The 16,337-nt window shown below is 54.7% G+C and carries 13 protein-coding genes; 9 read left to right on the plus strand and 4 right to left on the minus strand.

The annotated features are described in order from the left end of the window. Window positions 1–10: 10 nt before the first annotated feature. The 8 genes from yicI (at window position 11) to HV243_RS00485 (ending at window position 8,821) form a co-directional block, all read left to right on the plus strand. Window positions 11–2,329 carry an alpha-xylosidase gene (yicI, locus tag HV243_RS00450; protein WP_053390201.1) on the plus strand — a complete coding sequence of 773 codons (2,319 nt, stop codon included), beginning with the start codon at window positions 11–13 and terminating at the stop codon, window positions 2,327–2,329. Window positions 2,330–2,775: 446 nt separating this feature from the next. Then, a complete protein-coding gene (locus HV243_RS00455; protein ID WP_053388723.1) occupies window positions 2,776–4,329 on the plus strand; it encodes a PRD domain-containing protein in 1,554 nt (517 codons plus the stop codon). A gap of 26 nt (window positions 4,330–4,355) precedes the next feature. Beyond that, on the plus strand, window positions 4,356–4,826 hold the full coding sequence (locus tag HV243_RS00460) for a fructose PTS transporter subunit IIA (RefSeq protein ID WP_003842172.1): 471 nt from the start codon (window positions 4,356–4,358) through the stop codon (window positions 4,824–4,826). 19 nt (window positions 4,827–4,845) lie between these two features. Further along, window positions 4,846–5,166: a fructose PTS transporter subunit IIB gene (locus HV243_RS00465; protein WP_016155014.1), complete on the plus strand. Its 321-nt coding sequence runs from the start codon at window positions 4,846–4,848 to the stop codon at window positions 5,164–5,166. Window positions 5,167–5,192: 26 nt separating this feature from the next. Continuing rightward, a complete protein-coding gene (locus HV243_RS00470; protein WP_016157774.1) occupies window positions 5,193–6,284 on the plus strand; it encodes a PTS fructose transporter subunit IIC in 1,092 nt (363 codons plus the stop codon). Window positions 6,285–6,295: 11 nt separating this feature from the next. After that, on the plus strand, window positions 6,296–7,147 hold the full coding sequence (locus HV243_RS00475; RefSeq protein WP_053388722.1) for a class II fructose-bisphosphate aldolase: 852 nt from the start codon (window positions 6,296–6,298) through the stop codon (window positions 7,145–7,147). Between the two features lie 80 nt (window positions 7,148–7,227). Next, window positions 7,228–8,088, plus strand: a complete 861-nt coding sequence (locus tag HV243_RS00480) for a ketose-bisphosphate aldolase (protein ID WP_016155012.1) — start codon at window positions 7,228–7,230, stop codon at window positions 8,086–8,088. 49 nt (window positions 8,089–8,137) lie between these two features. Then, on the plus strand, window positions 8,138–8,821 hold the full coding sequence (locus tag HV243_RS00485; protein WP_016155011.1) for a D-lyxose/D-mannose family sugar isomerase: 684 nt from the start codon (window positions 8,138–8,140) through the stop codon (window positions 8,819–8,821). 41 nt (window positions 8,822–8,862) lie between these two features. On the opposite strand, the gene HV243_RS00490 is transcribed toward HV243_RS00485, so the two are convergent. Further along, the gene (locus tag HV243_RS00490; RefSeq protein ID WP_053388721.1) at window positions 8,863–10,572 is read right to left on the minus strand and encodes an AsmA family protein; all 1,710 of its coding nucleotides are present in this window, start codon (window positions 10,570–10,572) and stop codon (window positions 8,863–8,865) included. A 121-nt stretch (window positions 10,573–10,693) separates the two neighbouring features. Continuing rightward, the gene (gene xanP / locus HV243_RS00495) at window positions 10,694–12,085 is read right to left on the minus strand and encodes a xanthine/proton symporter XanP (protein WP_003024026.1); all 1,392 of its coding nucleotides are present in this window, start codon (window positions 12,083–12,085) and stop codon (window positions 10,694–10,696) included. Window positions 12,086–12,310: 225 nt separating this feature from the next. On the opposite strand from xanP, the gene gltS reads away from it, so the two are divergent. After that, window positions 12,311–13,516: a sodium/glutamate symporter gene (gltS, locus tag HV243_RS00500; protein ID WP_053388720.1), complete on the plus strand. Its 1,206-nt coding sequence runs from the start codon at window positions 12,311–12,313 to the stop codon at window positions 13,514–13,516. 42 nt (window positions 13,517–13,558) lie between these two features. On the opposite strand, the gene recG is transcribed toward gltS, so the two are convergent. Together recG and trmH are read right to left on the minus strand one after the other, a co-directional pair. Further along, window positions 13,559–15,640, minus strand: coding sequence for an ATP-dependent DNA helicase RecG (gene recG / locus HV243_RS00505; protein WP_047358798.1), 2,082 nt, complete (start codon window positions 15,638–15,640; stop codon window positions 13,559–13,561). A gap of 5 nt (window positions 15,641–15,645) precedes the next feature. Next, on the minus strand, window positions 15,646–16,335 hold the full coding sequence (gene trmH / locus HV243_RS00510; RefSeq protein ID WP_053388719.1) for a tRNA (guanosine(18)-2'-O)-methyltransferase TrmH: 690 nt from the start codon (window positions 16,333–16,335) through the stop codon (window positions 15,646–15,648). Window positions 16,336–16,337 lie beyond the last annotated feature (2 nt).

Here is a 16,337-nt window from a genome sequence, read left to right on the forward strand (position 1 = left end):
GGAACTGACGATGAAAATTAGCGATGGAAACTGGCTGACCCAACCTGGACTGAATTTAATACACCCAATTCAGGTGTTCGACGTTGAACAGCAGGGTAACGAGATGATTGTCTACGTTGCGCCGCGCGATGTGCGTGAACGTACCTGGCAACTGGATACCCCACTCTTCACCTTACGCTTTTTCTCGCCGCAGGAAGGGGTGGTGGGCGTACGTATGGAGCACTTCCTGGGCGCGCTGGATACCGGCCCACATTACCCGTTGAATGTGTTGCAGGACGTCAATGTTGAGATGCGAAACACCGCTGAATTTGCCGAACTGAAGAGCGGCAATCTGAGCGTTCGGGTGACCAAAGGCGAGTTCTGGTCGCTGGATTTCCTGCGTAATGGTGAACGTATTACCGGCAGTCAGCTAAAGAATAGCGGTTACGTGCAGGATACCCACAGCGGGCGTAATTATATGTTTGAGCGTCTGGATTTGGGCGTGGGGGAAACGGTGTACGGGCTGGGCGAGCGTTTTACCGCGTTGGTACGTAACGGCCAGACGGTGGAAACCTGGAACCGCGATGGGGGCACCAGTACCGAGCAGTCTTACAAGAACATCCCGTTTTATCTCACCAACCGCGGCTACGGCGTGCTGGTGAACCATCCGCAGTGCGTGTCGTTTGAAATCGGCTCTGAGAAAGTGTCGAAAGTGCAGTTCAGCGTTGAAAGCGAGTATCTGGAATATTTCGTCATCGACGGCCCAACGCCGAAGGCGGTGCTGGATCGCTATACCCGCTTTACCGGCCGTCCGGCGTTGCCGCCAGCCTGGTCGTTCGGTCTGTGGCTGACCACGTCATTCACCACCAATTACGACGAAGCGACGGTGAACAGCTTTATCGACGGCATGGCCGAGCGCAATCTGCCACTGCACGTCTTTCACTTCGACTGTTTCTGGATGAAGGCCTTCCAGTGGTGCGACTTTGAGTGGGACCCGGTGACCTTCCCGGACCCGGAAGGTATGATCCGCCGCCTGAAAGAGAAAGGGCTGAAGGTGTGCGTATGGATAAACCCCTACATCGGTCAGAAATCCCCGCTGTTCAATGAACTGAAAGCGAAAGGGTATCTGCTCAAGCGCCCGGACGGTTCCCTGTGGCAATGGGATAAATGGCAGCCGGGCCTGGCGATTTATGACTTCACTAATCCACAAGCCTGCGAGTGGTATGCCAACAAGCTGAAAGGTCTGGTGGATATCGGCGTTGACTGCTTCAAAACTGACTTTGGCGAACGCATCCCCACGGATGTGCAGTGGTTTGACGGTGCCGATCCGCAGAAGATGCACAACCATTATGCGTACATCTACAACGAACTGGTGTGGAACGTGCTGAAAGAAACCGTCGGTGAAGAAGAGGCGGTGCTGTTCGCCCGTTCGGCCTCCGTGGGCGCACAGCAGTTTCCGGTGCACTGGGGCGGCGACTGCTACGCCAACTATGAATCGATGGCGGAAAGCCTGCGCGGTGGCTTGTCTATTGGCCTGTCCGGCTTTGGCTTCTGGAGCCACGATATCGGCGGCTTTGAGAATACCGCTCCGGCGCACGTCTACAAGCGCTGGTGTGCGTTTGGGCTGCTCTCCAGCCACAGCCGCCTGCATGGCAGTAAATCCTACCGTGTGCCATGGGCGTACGATGACGAATCCTGCGATGTGGTGCGCTACTTCACCGAACAGAAATGCCGCATGATGCCGTACCTGTATCGTGAAGCAGCGCGCGCTAATGCGCAGGGCACCCCGATGATGCGCGCGATGATGCTGGAGTTCCCGGACGATCCGGCGTGTGATTATCTCGACCGCCAGTACATGCTGGGCGATAGCGTGATGGTCGCGCCAGTGTTTAGCGAGGCGGGCGATGTGCAGTTCTACCTGCCGGAAGGACGCTGGACGCATCTGTGGCGTAATGATGAGGTGGCCGGCAGCCGCTGGCATAAGCAGCAGCATGACTTCCTGAGTCTGCCGGTTTATGTGCGTGACAATACCCTGCTGGCGCTGGGTAGCAATAACCAGAAGCCGGACTACGCCTGGCACGAAGGGACAGCGTTCCAGCTGTTCCATCTGCAGGAGGGGCGGGAAGCACTCTGTGAAGTTCCGGCTGCTGACGGCTCGGTTATCTTCACGCTGAAGGCGACGCGTGTAGGTAATACCATCACTGTGAAAGGGAATGGTGAGGCACGTAACTGGACGTTGTGCCTGCGAAATATTCAGAAAATTGGCGGCATTAAATGCGGGTCGCATATGGGCAGCGAGCTGGGTGTAGTTATTACTCCACAGGGCAGTGAGCTGACGATTACCTTGTAAGCATGTGTCGACGTGGTGCCGGATGCGTCTTATCCGGCCCACACCGCGAGCAGCGTTCCAGATCTGAAAATCAAAAACATCCCGACTTAAATTTTTACCTCACCATATTTGCGAGCGCTATCACTCTAATTCCCGCGAAAAATGTGATCTGCGCCGTAAATATCTCACTATTTCCTCTTTTTGTCTTATTTCTGTCCGGAATACAGGACACGATTTAGTATTGTTGGCGCATCGTAGTCCTCTTATATTTATCATCACGGATTACACGTGGAGCATAAACGCTTCTTTATAACCTAAATAATTCGAGTTGCAGGAAGGCGGCGACGCAGCGAATCCCCTGAGCGTACATAAGTACGTGACAGGGGTGAGCGAGGAAAGCCAACGCACATGCAGCTTGAAGTATGACGGGTATAGATATTTAATCTGGTATGTAATAAGGGTAAATAATGCAAATGATTACCTCGCGACAAAACAGATTATTAAAGTTTCTTCTGTCCCGGAAGGAATATGTTACGCTGCTAAAAATTGCCGAATATTTATCTGTTTCAGAGAAGACCGTCCAGCGCGATCTGCGGTTACTGGAACAATGGTTATCGGAATGGAAAATATCCATCGATAAACGTGCCGGTGCGGGCGTGATATTAAGTGCCGATAACATTACTGACCTTTTATATCTGGATCAGTTATTAGGGTCGGAGGGTGATGATGCTGACGGCATGATGAATAATTCACGGCGGGTTAAGATAGCCTCGCAATTATTAAGTGAAACGCCGCATGAAACATCGATCAATAAATTATCCGAACGTTATTTTATTAGTAGTGCATCGATTGTTAACGATCTGAAAGTGATTGAATCGTGGATTACCCCGCTGGGCCTGTCGCTGATTCGCAGCCAGAGCGGCACACACATTGAAGGCAGCGAGAGCGGCGTGCGCCAGGCGATGGCGTCGCTGATTAACGGTGTGATTAACCATAATGAACCTGGAAGCGTGATTTATTCACGACTTGATCCGGGCAGTTATAAAGCGTTAGTGCATTACTTTGGCGAAGAAGACGTTTTATTTGTCCAGACGCTGTTGCAGGAAATGGAGAACGATCTGTGCTGGTCGCTGGGCGAGCCTTATTACGTCAATATCTTTACTCATATTCTGATCATGATGTACCGCATTACGCGGGGCAATGCGCTACCGAGAAAAGAAGAAAGCATCACGTCATGTGATGAGAACATCTTTTCCATTGCCAGTCGCATGATTCAGCATATCGAAAAACGCATTGCCCACCCGCTGCCGGAAGACGAAGTCTGGTTTATTTATCAATATATTATCTCTTCCGGTATGGTGATTGAAGAGCATAACGATGTGAGCGTAATTGGCCATATGCACTCCAGCGACGAAGCACGCTTGATCACCCATCGGCTGATTGCCACCTTCGCCGAAATGGTTGACTGCGATCTTAGCCAGGACACTGCGCTGTATGACGGATTGCTGATCCATATTAAGCCGCTGATTAACCGCCTCAACTACCAGATCCGCATTCGTAATCCGCTGCTGGAGGACATTAAAGGCGAGTTGCAGGACGTCTGGCGTCTGACTCAGTGCGCGGTGAATCGGGTGTTTAGCGGCTGGGGCGAACGGGCCGTGTCGGATGATGAGGTGGGATATTTAACCGTGCATTTTCAGGCCGCGATGGAGCGTCAGATAGCGCGTAAACGTGTGCTGCTGGTTTGCTCAACCGGTATCGGCACCTCTCACTTACTCAAAAGCCGCATTCTGCGCGCCTTTCCGGACTGGACCATCGTCGGCGTGGTGTCGGCAGGCAGCTTGCCCTCCGTCCTGACGGACGATATTGAACTGGTGGTATCGACGATCAATTTATCTGCCGTTGCCATACCGGTCGTGTATGTCACCGCCTTCTTCAATGATGCGGATATTAAGCGGGTAACAGAAACGGTTATTACGGAAAAATTACATCGGGCGACGTCGCTGGTCGTTGAAAATTAATGTCTGAACTCCATGAGGTATGATTTATGGACATCACGAAAATACTCAATACGAATCGCGTTATTTTGGACATGAAGGCCACAAACAAAACGGAGGTTATTGAGGAACTGACGGATATTCTGCAAAAAGATGGGGCAATTAGCTGTCGGGAAACGTTTATTCAGGATGTCTGGCAGCGTGAATCAGAAGGCTCGACCGGCTTCGAAAATCATATTGCGATTCCGCACGGGAAATCCTCGGCGGTGGTCAATACCACGCTGGCGATTGGGCGTACCCGCCAGGATATTCCCTGGGAAACCCTGGACGGCAGCAACGTGCGCTGCATCATTCTGTTTGCCGTACGCCTTGAAGATCAAAACACCACCCATATTCGTCTGCTTTCGCAGGTTGCCGGCGCGTTGGCGGATGACGACATTATTGAACAACTGTTAGTCGAAAGCAGTCCACAGAAAATTATTGAGCTTTTTAGCCAATATGCTGAATCCAATGTCTGCTAAATAAAACGTGGAGCATGTTATGAATATTGTTTGTGTTGCCGCCTGTACGGCGGGTATTGCGCACACCTATATTGCCCGTGAGAAGTTAATTAAAGGTGCTAAAGCGCTTGGTCATAATATAAGAGTGGAAACCCAGGGGACTATCGGCACGGAAAACGAACTGCTGACAGAGGACATTTCTGCTGCTGATGTCGTGATTCTTGCTGTGGATGTAAAAATAAAAGGGGAGGAACGATTTTTAAATAAACGTATTGTGCGAGTGAAAACTGAAATTGTCATAAAGTCGCCCATTCAGTTTCTTGAAAAGGTCGAAAAATCATTAGTTAATAATAACCAGTAGCGATCCCCATTCTGGAGGGATTTCACATGAGTGAAAATAAAATTCCGCTATCTCAGGAAATAAAAAGACATTTATTAACCGGGATTTCGTGGATGATCCCGTTAATTGTTGCCGCCGGGATCTGTATTGCTCTCGGGCAAATACTTGGCGGTACTAACGTGGGTGAAAAAACAGGAACCATACCCTGGATGCTCAACCAGATTGGCGGCTGGGGGATGGGGTTAATCGTACCGCTGATTAGCGCGGCGATTGCGTACTCTATTGCTGACCGCCCCGGATTCGCGCCGGGTCTGATTGTCGGCTTTGTCTGCGGTGAAATTCATACCGGTTTTATCGGCGGGATGCTGGGCGGTTTTCTGGTCGGTTATACCGTCCTGCTGCTCAAGCGCTATATCCGTTTGCCGCAGTCGATGCAGGGGTTGATGCCCATCATGGTGCTGCCGGTACTGAGTACCGTCATTGGTGGCCTGTTGATGATGACGCTCATTGGCAAACCGATAGCCTGGCTGCAGGACGCGTTGATTCATCTGCTGGAGTCCATGCAGGGCGGGTCACGCTTTTTAATGGGGGCCATCCTTGGCGCAATGGCGACATTCGACTTTGGCGGACCGGTGAATAAAACCATGTCGCTATTTGCTGACGGCATGTTAGTCAGCGGCGTGTACGGTCCGGAAGCGGTGAAGTTTGTCGGTTCGATAATCCCTCCGTTCGGCATTACGCTCTCCTTTTTGCTGACGCGTCACAAGTACACCCGTGCGGAGCGCGAGGCGCTGAAAGCGGCATTCCCGATGGGGATCTGCATGATTACCGAAGGGGTCATTCCCATTGCGGCGCGCGACCTGCTGCGCGTGGTGGGGTCCTGCGTGGTGGCCTCGGCGATAGCGGGCGGTCTGATTATGGTGTGGGGCGTCGAAAGCCCGGTACCGCACGGCGGTATGTTCGTGGTCCCGCTCTTTACGCATCCGCTACTGTTTTGCCTGGCGCTGGGGATCGGCACGGTGATTTGCGGCGTCATGCTGTCGTTGTGGAAGAAACCGGTGACCGAACGTGACGAAGAGTTTGATGAACTTAGCGATCAAAAGCTGAAAGACGAAGAGATCACCTTCACCCTGGAATAACCGGAGGCCGTATGTTTGCCGATATGAAAAGCATGGTGACGAAAGCCTGGCGCGAGCAGTACGCGCTGCTGGCCATCAACTGTATGAACCTGGAAAGCGCCCGTGCGGCGGTGCGGGCGGCTGAGAAACACCGTGCGCCCATCATTCTGAATCTGTATCAGGGGCATCTGGGCCATTTTCCTGCACCGATAGCGGTGGCGGTCGTCAAAACGCTGGCAGAGGAAGCGTCGGTACCGGTCGCGCTGGCGCTGGATCATGGAAAGGACCCAGTGCGCATTCGCCAGGCTTTTCGCGCCGGATTCAGCGGGTTAATGATCGACGCCTCCGCCTTTGCGCTGGAGGAGAACATTCGCCAGACCCGGGCGGTGGTTGAGCTCGCGACCAGCGTTTCTCTGTGCGTGGAAGGTGAGCTGGGGCATCTGGCCGACGCCCCGCGCTATGATCACGCAGCTAACGCTGATTTGATGACCCAGGCCGCCGATGTGGAGCCCTTTATCCAACAGACCGGTATCGATTTACTGGCGGTCTCGGTCGGCACGGCACATGGCATGTACGCGCCCGGTGTCATACCCGCCATTGATTTCCAGCGACTGGAGGAAATTGCCCGTTTATCAACGGTGCCGCTGGCGCTGCATGGCGGCAGCGGGACGCCGTTTGACCAGCTACAGCGCTGCCCGACGTTTGGCGTCGCCAAGATAAACGTTGGCGCGGCGGTTTTCGAAGCCGGAAAGGCTGCACTACTGCATACTCTGTGTCGCGACACATCCGGTGAACTCGTTGATGCCCTGGCCCTGATGGAGCAGGCCTGCGAGGAAGCCATTATTCCGTACCTGCAGGCCAGCGGCGCTATCGACAAAGCCTGATTCATTTTCTGTAACGCCTTCTATGCCTCTGCGACGACGCACTGGCAGGGCTTTCTACACCCTGAAACTGGAGAATTAACATGTTAGTTTCGATGAAAGAATTACTGCAACCTACCCGTCAGCACGGTTTCGCCATCGGCGCATTCAACGTGGCGGACAGCTGCTTTGTACGTGCAGTAGTGGAAGAAGCGGAAGCAACCAATACCCCGGCGATTATCTCCATTCACCCCAGCGAACATGATTTTGTAGGCGATGCGTTTTTTAGCTACGTCCGTGATATCACTCTGCGCAGCCCGGTTCCCTTTACTCTGCATCTGGACCACGGCGCTTCGGTCGAGCATGTCCTGCGGGCGATTCAGTGTGGGTTTACCTCGGTGATGATTGATGGCTCGCTGTTGCCGTATGAAGAGAACGTGGCGCTGACCCGCGAAGTGGTCAAGCTGGCGCATGCGGTAGGCGTTTCGGTGGAAGGGGAACTGGGTACGATTGGTCAAACCGGGACGTCAGTGGAAGGTGGCGTATCGAAGGTCACTTATACCGATCCTGATCAGGCACAGGATTTTATCGCCCGTACCGGCGCGGACACGCTGGCGGTGGCGATTGGAACCGCACACGGCATCTACCCGAAAGGGATGCAGCCAGAGCTGCAAATGCACATCCTGCGCGAGATTGCCGGGCGAGTGGACATTCCGCTCGTGCTGCATGGAGGTTCCGCGAACCCGGATGCGGAAATTGCCGAATCCGTTACGCTGGGCGTTGGCAAAATCAACATTTCCAGCGATATGAAATACGCTTACTTCCAGAAAGTCCGCGAAATCCTGGCGAAAGAAACCTGGTGGGACCCGAACGTTATTTACCCGGAAGCCATTAGCGCCGCGCGGGATGTGATCCGTCACAAAATGAAACTGTTCGGCTCAACCGGCAAAGCGTCACTTTACTAACCGCATACAGGCGGGGTGACCCGCCTTGTTCGCAACAAGGAAAAGTGGAATGAAGCGTTCACACATTAATTATGCCGTCGATAAAGCGCATGCCATCGCCGAGACTTTTCGGGTTTGCCTGCCTGACTTTGCGTATTTTACGGCTGACGCCTGGCGGCAACAGGATCACACTCTGTGGCGTGAAGTGCTCGATCTCCAACTGGGCTGGGATATAACCGACTTTGGGCGCGGAGATTTTGCGCAAACGGGGCTGACGTTACTGACGTTGCGCAATGGTCAGTTAGGGTCAGCCAGCTACCCCAAACCGTACGCCGAAAAGATGCTGCAGATTCAGCAGGATCAGCAGACGCCATGGCATTTTCATCGCCATAAAATGGAAGATATTGTTAACCGCGGCGGCGGTGATTTATGTATGCAGTTGGCGTGGGCTACGCCCGATGACGGGTATGATGCCCGGCGCATTGTTGAGGTTAGCGTCGATGGTCAGCGGCGTTCCGTTGACGCTGGCGAGACGCTGGTATTGAAACCGGGGCAGGGGGTATGCCTGCCGCCGCGGTTGTATCATCGCTTTTGGGCGGAGAAAGCGTTCGTGCTGGGCTGGGAGATCTCGATGGTCAATGACGACCTGCATGACAATCACTTCCTTGAGCCAGGCGGTCGCTTCCCGGCGATAGAAGAGGATGAGCCGGTGAAGTGGCTGTTGTGCAGTGAATATGCGCGCTTACAGCGATAAACGGCGACCCGGTCGGCAAATCGCCGCCGGGCCGTCAGATTTTACTGCGCAGCGGGTGGGGCGGTAACTTCACTACCGGATACCACGCCCGCCTGCATGGTTTGCGTTACCTGCTGTTTCTCCACGTTCACCGCATGCAACTGGCCGCTGACCGTTGGCTTGAGTGGCGCATCGGCTTGAATATTGCCGCTGGCGGTAAGCTGGATGTTACCGTCGCCGGAAAGCGGCAGTGCGGGCCATCCCCACTGCTGCAGAATCGTCATTGGCACGCCGCGCCCGTTCAGGCTGACCTGAGTTTGACGCTGAGGCAACTGTGAAATACTGGCAGTGGCCTCCAGCAACCCTTTTTCCGTATAGGCGCTTAGTTCGCTGATATTGATGGTGCTGCTGTTCGCCGTCAGCGCCAGCGAAGGACGACGCACGTCGGTGCGGTTAAAGGTGCCGGCAGCGGCGTTGAGGTTAGCGCTCCCGCTCCAGATCCCCCACTGATTGTTCTGCACCAGCCCGAGGTTAGCACCGTAGCCGTCCAGCGCGGTGAGCTGCCATGGGAAGCTCGGGTCGATATCAATCACCAGATTACGGCTGGCGCTGAATTTCTTCAGCGTCAGGCTGGCTAGCCAGCCTGGTAGAGGTTTCATCCACAGCTGTTTCCAGTTTTCCGGCAGCGTGTACTCCAGACCGGCAATGGCAGCATCATCGAGGACCAGCGCTTTGTTGTTGCGCTGCCAGTTTCCGGATGTTCTGACCATTCCCCCTTCCCAGCGGGTGGTGAACTGACGCAGCGCTATGCCCTGCGGCGAGAACTCGGCGTTCATAATCGGATCGAAAAAGTGCAGAGAGCCGTAGATAAACTCGCTGGCGTTCATCGACAGTTTTCCTTCCTGAGTTTGCCAGTCGTCCTTGCTGAAGGTCATGTTGCGCAAGCTCAGATCGAGATCCGTCACCGCCCAGTCAGGGCCTTGCAGACGGGCATCTGTTACTTCCAGACGACCAATTTGCAGGGAAGGAATAGTGCTTAACGGAGCAAAAAACTCGGCCAGCGATTTATCGCTTTGCAGCCGAATATCGTTCAGGCGCAGATTCTCCACTACCCAACTACCGTCGGCATTGCGTTGTGCCACGCCGGTTAATGCGCCACGCGCCACGTCTGCGCCAATATTGCTCAGCGTCACACGGTCATGGTCAATACTGCCTTCAATCAATACGTTGGTCGTGGGGACGTCGTTCAGCGTCAACGAACTGGCGCTGAGCTGAATTTGCGCTTTACTCCCGAGAATTTTACCCGCCTCAGGACTCCAGGGAATGACTCCGCCGTTAACGCGCTGCGCGCTCAGGGTCCACTCGCTACCGGGACTGTTAAGCGCCATATCTTGCAATTGCAGGCGATCGGCCTGGAACGGCAGCGGCGCAGTTTGCTGGGAAAGATTCAGCGTGCCGTTTTGCAAAAGAATGGTGTCTACGTGCAGCGGGTCGGTGATTTGGCGGCTGCTCAGTCCAATATCGACCGTTTTGGCGACCAGCGTTGCGGGCTGACCATCCCGGCCAAAGGTGACGTTTTCCAGCAGAATATGGGAAGGAGAAGAAAACCGGTGATCGATGGCATCAAATGCCAGATGGTAGCTGCTGTTCTGCGAAACCCAGGCGCTGACGTGCTCTGCGCCCCAGCGGGTTTGCAGTAGAAAATATAAGCCGAGGATCGCCACTGCAAGGGCGATCAGCACGTAAAGAAGCAGCTTTCCAATAAATTTCATGGTCTTCCATCCCGCGAAGTGCACATAGTCAAGTTATGCACGATTTAGGCGCAATGCTCAAGGCGGGAATGGTGAAAGAGCGTTACAGCGGCGTTGATTCAGAACCAACGCCGCATTTTGCTTATTGCTTCTCTGGTGGGAACACCAGATTCAGAACGATAGCGGTAATACCGCCTGCGGCAATGCCGGAAGAGAGCAGGTTTTTCACCCAGTCCGGAGCGAACTGCAGGATCAGCGGCTGCTGGGAAACGCCGAGGCCGACGGCCAGCGACAGCGCGATAATCAGAATTGCGCGGCGGTTCAGCGGTTCGCGGGATACGATACGCACGCCGGATGCCGCGATAGTACCGAACATCACCAGCGTTGCGCCGCCGAGTACCGGCTCAGGAATATGCTGTACAAAACCGCTGACCGCCGGGAACAGGCCCAACGCGATCAGCATCAGCGCAACCACAAAACCAACGTAGCGGCTGGCAACGCCCGTTAACTGAATAACCCCGTTGTTTTGTCCAAAACAGGAGTTCGGGAAGGTGTTAAATACGGCTGAAACAAACGAGTTCAGACCGTTCGCCAGTACGCCGCCTTTCAGGCGTTTCATATACAGCGGACCAGAAACGGGCTGCTCGGAGACATCTGAGGTGGCCGTAATATCACCGATGGTTTCCAGCGAGGTAATCATAAACACCAGCATCAGCGGCAGCAGTAAGCTCCAGTCGATACCCAGGCCATAATACAACGGCGTTGGCACCATCAGCAGGTCCTGACTTACCGGCGCGGTATTTTGCGGCAGCATATCCATAAACCACGCCAACAGGTAACCTGCCGCCATCGCAATCACCAGTGACGCAACGCGCAGGTACGGGTTGCGCTGGCGGTTAAGCAGGATAATCAGCGCCAGCACGACGCCTGCCAGCAGTAAATTCTTTGGCGCGCCAAAGGTGTTGTCGCTCATTGCCGCATAGCCGCCGCCAATCGACGTCAGACCCACCTGAATCAGCGACAGGCCGATAATCATCACCACCACGCCTGAGACCAGCGGGGTAATGATACGACGCGCCAGATGCAGTACGCGTGAGATAACCATCTCAGTGCAGCTTGCCAGCATCAGTGTACCGAACAGCGCCGCCATCATGGTTGGGACATCTGCACCACCGGTTTTTAGCGCTGTACCGCCCATAATCAGTGGCGCAACAAAGTTAAAGCTGGTGCCCTGAATGGATAATAGCCCTGAGCCGACCGGCCCCCAGGCTTTGATCTGAATGATAGAAGCCACGCCGGAAGCGAACAGCGACATACTGATTATGTGTTGAGTATCCTGAGCCGGTAAACCGAGCGCCTGGCAAATTAACAGCGCTGGGGTGATTACCGCGACGAACATGGCCAGCAGGTGCTGACAGGCGGCAAACAGGGTCTGGGCTAGTGGGGGGCGATCTTCAAGACGGTAAATCAGTTCACTGTTGTGAGTCTGCGCAACCGGTTGCGCATTTGTTGACTCTACGGCGTTAACGGACATCAGAGGCAATCCCATGGTGGAAAAGCGGTGATTTTATCTGACCATGGCGGAAATGCAAACGTTTGCTACCAGGTGTTCTTAATATTTAAAACGGATAAACAAACATTTTTATATAACTTTTCATGATTTTCTGCTTAAAATCCACACCGAAAACTCAATAAGAGCTAAAAATCGGTCTGGAATGCATCGTGCGTGATTGTGCTAAACGCACTAATGGAGTTGTAAATGTTTTATCTCGATACGTTATCAACGCTGGTTGCGGCAACCCTTGTGTTGCTGCTGGGACGTAAGCTCGTCCAGTCTGTTTCCTTCCTGAAAAAATACACCATTCCCGAACCTGTAGCTGGCGGATTGCTGGTGGCGATTGCGCTGCTGGTACTGAAAAAAAGCATGGGTTGGGAAGTGAACTTCGATATGACCCTGCGCGATCCGCTGATGCTGGCATTCTTCGCCACTATCGGCCTGAACGCCAATATCGCCAGCCTGCGCACGGGTGGCCGTGTGGTGGGTATCTTTCTGATTGTGGTTGTTGGCCTGCTGCTGATGCAAAACGCCATCGGTATTGGTATGGCGACTCTGCTGGGTCTGGATCCGCTGATGGGTCTGATCGCCGGTTCGATAACCCTCTCTGGCGGGCATGGAACCGGGGCAGCATGGAGCAAACTGTTTATTGAGCGCTATGGTTTCGCTAATGCGACGGAAGTGGCGATGGCTTGCGCAACGTTTGGCCTGGTGCTGGGTGGATTGATTGGCGGCCCGGTGGCCCGCTATCTGGTCAAACACTCTACCACGCCAGACGGCATGCCGGACGATCAGGCTGTGCCTACCGCATTTGAAAAGCCGGATGTCGGACGCATAATCACTTCGCTGGTGCTGATTGAAACCATTGCGCTGATCGCCATCTGTCTGACGGTGGGTAAAATCGTTGCACAAATGCTGGTCGGAACGGTGCTGGAACTGCCGACTTTCGTCTGCGTGCTGTTTGTTGGGGTGATCCTCAGTAACGGCCTGGCGTTAATGGGTTTTTATCGGGTGTTCGAGCGCGCAGTTTCGGTGTTGGGTAACGTTAGCCTGTCGCTGTTCCTGGCGATGGCGCTAATGAGTCTGAAGCTGTGGGAGCTGGCTTCTCTGGCCCTGCCGATGCTGGCAATCCTGGTTGTGCAGACCATTTTCATGGCGCTGTACGCGATATTCGTCACCTGGCGCATGATGGGTAAGAACTACGATGCCGCCGTGCTGGCAGCCGGACACTGCGGTTTTGGCCTCGGTGCGACACCCACGGCGATTGCCAACATGCAGGCAATTACAGAACGTTTTGGACCATCCCATATGGCGTTTCTGGTGGTGCCGATGGTGGGGGCGTTCTTTATCGATATCGTCAATGCGCTGGTGATTAAGCTGTATCTGCTGCTGCCGATTTTTGCGCAATAATGTCTGTGCGGCGGAGTCACATCCGCCGCCGCTATGAATCTACTATGCGTTGGAGTAGCGCTCGGTTTCCGGCATCCAGCGTTCAATCAGCGCCACAGCCTGTTGCGGGTAACGTTCGTGAATATGACGGGCAATTCGCTGAACTTCCGGGATAATCGCCTGATCGCGCAGCAAATCTGCGACTTTGAATTCTGCCGTTCCGGTCTGGCGCGTACCCAACAGCTCGCCGGGCCCGCGGATCTCTAAATCTTTTTGCGCGATCACGAATCCGTCGTTGCTGTCGCGCAGAACCTGCAGACGTTTTTGCGCGGTTTTTGACAGCGGCGATTTGTAGAGCAGGACGCAGTGGGAGGCCACCGCGCCACGACCTACGCGACCACGTAGCTGGTGCAACTGCGCCAGGCCCAAGCGCTCCGGGTTTTCAATAATCATCAGGCTGGCGTTAGGTACGTCTACGCCCACTTCAATCACCGTGGTGGCAACCAGCAGCTGCAGTTCGCCCTGCTTAAACGCCGCCATTACCGACTGCTTCTCTGCGGGCTTCATACGGCCGTGTACCAGGCCAATATTCAGCTCTGGCAGCACCAGTTTAAGCTCTTCCCACGTGGCTTCAGCGGCCTGAGCTTCTAACAAATCAGACTCTTCAATCAGCGTGCAGACCCAGTACGCCTGGCGCCCTTCATGGGTACAAGCGTTGCGCACGCGGTCAATAATATCGCTGCGGCGGGTATCCGGAATTGCCACCGTGGTGACCGGCGTACGCCCCGGAGGGAGTTCGTCAATGACCGACGTGTCGAGATCGGCATAGGCGGTCATTGCCAGCGTACGCGGGATTGGGGTGGCGGTCATGATTAGCTGGTGTGGATGGAAACCCTGCTGCTGGCCTTTCTCCCACAGCGCCAGGCGCTGATGTACGCCAAAACGGTGCTGTTCGTCGATGATAACCAGCGCCAGTCCGTTGAACTGCACCTGTTCCTGGAAAATTGCGTGCGTGCCGACAATCATCTGCACCTCACCGCTGGCGATAGCTTCCTGCTGTGCCTGGCGCGCTTTGCCTTTCTGTTTACCTGCCAGCCAGCCTACTTCAATGCCCAGTGGCGCGAACCAGTTGCGGAAGTTATTGGCGTGCTGTTCAGCCAGCAATTCGGTAGGGGCCATCAGTGCAACTTGCTTACCATGTGCGATGGCACGTAGGGCGGCCAGCGCCGCAACCAGCGTTTTGCCGGAGCCGACATCGCCCTGCACCAGACGCATCATAGGGACATCCAGTGCCATATCGCGTTCGATCTCAGCGGTAACGCGGGCCTGGGCGCCGGTGGGTTTAAACGGTAGAGCCGCCAGCAGCTTATCTTTCAGCGCGTTGTTTGCGAGCAGCGGCTGGGCGTGGAAACGTTGCGCCCCGGCGCGTAGTGCCAGCATGCTGAGGTTATGCGCCAGCAGTTCTTCCAGAATCAGACGTCGCTGTGCTGGATGCTGACCGGTTTCCAGATCGCTCAACTGCAGTGACGGCGGTGGACGGTGCAATGTGCGCAGAGCTTCCGGCAGGCTCATCATGCCTTGCAACAACTCTGGCGGTAGCAGTTCGGCAATGGCGCAGGTATCGAGCAGGTCCAGCGCTTGATCGGTCAGTTTGCGCAGCGTGGCCTGCTTCACGCCTTCGGTGGTTGGATACACCGGTGTGAGCGTTTCCTGTAATTCCGGCGTGCTGAGATCGCCCTGCACGCGATACTCCGGGTGGATCATCTCTGCGCCGTATTTTCCGCGTTTGGCTTCGCCATAGGCCAGCACCCGGCGACCGGTGGCGAGACTATTTTTCATTGCGGCGCTGAAGTTGAAAAAGCGCATGGTGAGAATGCCGGAGCCATCACTGATCTGACAGGTCATCATCCGGCGTCCGCCGAAGGTGATATTGCAGTTCAGCACTTCGCCTTCTACGGTGGCATAAACGCCCGGCAGCAGTTCGCCAATCGGGTACAGGTGCGTGCGGTCTTCGTAACGCAGAGGGAGGTGGAGCAGAAGGTCCTGCACGGTGTGCAGGCCAATTTTCGCCAGTTTACTGCTTTGCGCAGCGCCAACGCCGGTCAGAGAATTGAGTGGGATGGCATCCAGTAAACGGCCTTTCATCGCGTTTATCTCGCAGATTGCATAGTGGCCCACCACGTTGCATCGGCTTCAACTTCGCCCTGCGTGTTTACGTGGGGGTAGGGAAGACCTTTGCGCTTAGCGACATTCGCCAGCACCGGATAACCGCCTTCAAACAGCAAACGCTGCTGCTCATCTTGCGCCAGCATGCTGTTTTCTCGTCGGTACATGCCGGCGTTTTGCCGCTGGCGCTGTGCTTCGTACAGAATCAGCGCGGAGGCGACCGAAACGTTCAGCGACTGCACCATGCCAGTCATGGGAATGATGATGTCCTGATCCGCCAGATCCAACGCTTCCTGAGTGATGCCGGTTTTCTCCTGGCCCATCAGGATGCAGGTGGGGCGCGTGTAATCAATCTCGCGAAAATCCACGGCTTTATCTGACAGATGTGTTGCCAGAACCTGCATACCCTGGCTTTTTAAATGTGTGACCGCATCGCCAATAGTGCGGTGAGTCTTCACCTGAACCCAACTGTTGCTGCCTGCGGCAGAAGAGGCCATGGTGCGCATACGGCTACCAGGCCAGACGGCGTGGACTTCATGCACGCCGACCGCGTCTGCAGTACGAATGATTGCAGAAACGTTATGAGGTTTGTGGACCTGCTCCATGCAGACGGTCAGATCGGGCTGACGACGTGCGAGCATCTCGCAAATACGTGCATAACGTTGAGTATTCATAA

The organism is Citrobacter sp. RHBSTW-00599 (assembly GCF_013784065.1).
Lineage (GTDB): Bacteria > Pseudomonadota > Gammaproteobacteria > Enterobacterales > Enterobacteriaceae > Citrobacter > Citrobacter braakii.